The organism is Luteimonas sp. 8-5, from assembly GCF_029763755.1.
Taxonomy (GTDB): domain Bacteria; phylum Pseudomonadota; class Gammaproteobacteria; order Xanthomonadales; family Xanthomonadaceae; genus Cognatiluteimonas.
This window is the reverse complement of sequence record NZ_JARUVM010000123.1, coordinates 1-2,122: the sequence shown is the minus strand read 5'-3', so window position 1 is coordinate 2,122 and position 2,122 is coordinate 1. Positions and strand designations below refer to the sequence as shown.

Here is a 2,122-nt window from a genome sequence, read left to right as displayed (position 1 = left end):
AGGACGAAGCCGCCGCCACCGGCGTGCAACCGGTGATCCGGCGCGGCAGCGGCCAGGTGATCGACCGCGCCGTCGCCGCGTCGCCGGTGCGCGACCTGCCGGACCTGTCCTCGGCGACCACGGGCGCGGCGACCTTCAACTTCGAGGGCGCGCCGATCCAGGTCGTGGTCAAGGCGATCCTCGGCGAGATGCTCGGGCAGAACTACGTGATCCAGCCGGGCGTGCAGGGCACGGTGACGCTGGCCACGCCCAAGCCGGTGAGTCCGGCCGCGGCGCGCGACCTGCTCGAGATGGTGCTGGGCTGGAACAATGCGCGCCTGGTCTACAGCGGCGGCCGCTACAACATCGTCGCCGCCGACCAGCCGCTGGCAGGCGCTGTCGCGCCACGCAGCGGCCCGGCCTCGACCGCACGCGGTTACGAGACCCGGGTGGTGCCGCTGCGCTACATCTCCGCCACCGAGATGGCCAAGGTGCTGGAGCCCTATGCGCGCGACAAGGCCATCGTCAGCGTCGATGCCGGGCGCAACGTGATCACCGTCGCCGGCTCGCGCACCGAGCTGGAGAACTACCTGCGCACCATCGAAGTGTTCGACGTCGACTGGATGTCGTCGATGTCGGTGGGCGTGTTCCCGCTGCAGAGCGGCCGCGCCGACGACGTGGTCGAGGACCTGGAGAAGGTGTTCGGCGCGGAGGGCAAGTCGCCGGTCGCGGGCATGTTCCGCTTCCTGCCGCTGGACGCGGCCAACGCGGTGCTGGTGATCACGCCGCAGCCGGCCTACCTGGACAGCATCCGCGAGTGGCTGGAGCGCATCGACAGCGCCGGCGGCGGCGTGCAGCTGTATTCGCTGGAGCTCAAGTACATCAAGGCCAATGAACTGGCCGACCGCCTGGCCGAAGTGTTCGGCGGCGGTGGCGGCCGCCGTGGCGGCGCCCGCGACGCGGGCGGCATCATGCCCGGGCTCACCTCGACGGAGATCCGCGACAGCGGCGTCGACGGCGGCACCAGCAGCGCACCGGTCGGCGGCGGCAACGAAGGCACGCTGTCGCTGGATCCGCGCGAGTCGGGCAACGGTTCGGTGTCGTTCGAGGTCGACGGCAGCGAAGTCGGCGTGTCCGCGGTCGAGGAGACCAACACGCTGCTTGTGCGCTCCAGCGCGCAGGCGTGGCGTTCGATCCGCGACGTGGTGGAACGCCTGGACGTGATGCCGCTGCAGGTGCACATCGAGGCGCAGGTGGTCGAGGTCAAGCTGTCCGGCGACCTGAAGTACGGCGTCAACTGGTTCTTCGAACAGGCGGTCAACGCACCGACGACTTCGGGCGGCGCGGGCTTGCCGAGCGCGCTCGGCCGCGACATCTGGGGCGATCTGGCGGGCAGCATCGGTTCGGGCGGGGCGAGCTGGACCTTCCTCGGCCGCAATGCCGCGGCGGTCATCAGCGCGCTGGACGAAGTCACCGACCTGCGCCTGCTGCAGACGCCGTCGGTGCTGGTGCGCAACAACGTCGAGGCCACGCTCAACGTCGGCACCCGGATCCCGATCCAGTCGGTGTCGTTCAACCCCGGCGGCGTCGGCGACACCGGCACCGTCAGCCAGGTGCAGTACCTGGACACCGGCGTGATCCTCAAGGTGCGTCCGCGGGTGACGCGCGACGGCATGGTGTTCCTGGACATCGTGCAGGAAGTCAGTTCGCCCGGTGCAGTGCCCGCCAGCTGCGCCAGCAACGCGGCCAACTGCAACGTGCCGATCGACACGCGCCGGCTCAAGACCGAGGCGGCGATCCAGAGCGGCGAGACGGTGATGCTCGCGGGCCTGATCAGCGACAGCGCCAGCAACGGCAGCACCGGCGTGCCGGGGCTGAGCCGGCTGCCGCTGATCGGATCGCTGTTCGGCACGCGTTCGACCAACACCGACCGCAGCGAAGTGATCGTGCTGCTGACCCCGTCCATCGTCCGCAACCCGCAGGAAGCGCGCGACCTCACCGACGAGTACGGACGCCGCTTCCGCGCGATGGAACCGCTGCACACGACGCCGTGACCCGCGGCACCGAGCTGCCGATCGTCCTGCTGCCGGTCGGCACCGACGACGATGCGCTGGACGCCTGCCTGGCGGCGCTCGATACCGGC

The 2,122-nt window shown here is 70.5% G+C and carries 1 protein-coding gene; it reads left to right on the top strand.

The annotated features are described in order from the left end of the window. Positions 1–2,033 (top strand): type II secretion system secretin GspD (gspD, locus tag QAA18_RS11425; protein ID WP_279413092.1); only part of this gene is annotated, 2,033 nt, incomplete at its 5' end. Between the last annotated feature and the right edge of the window lie 89 nt (positions 2,034–2,122).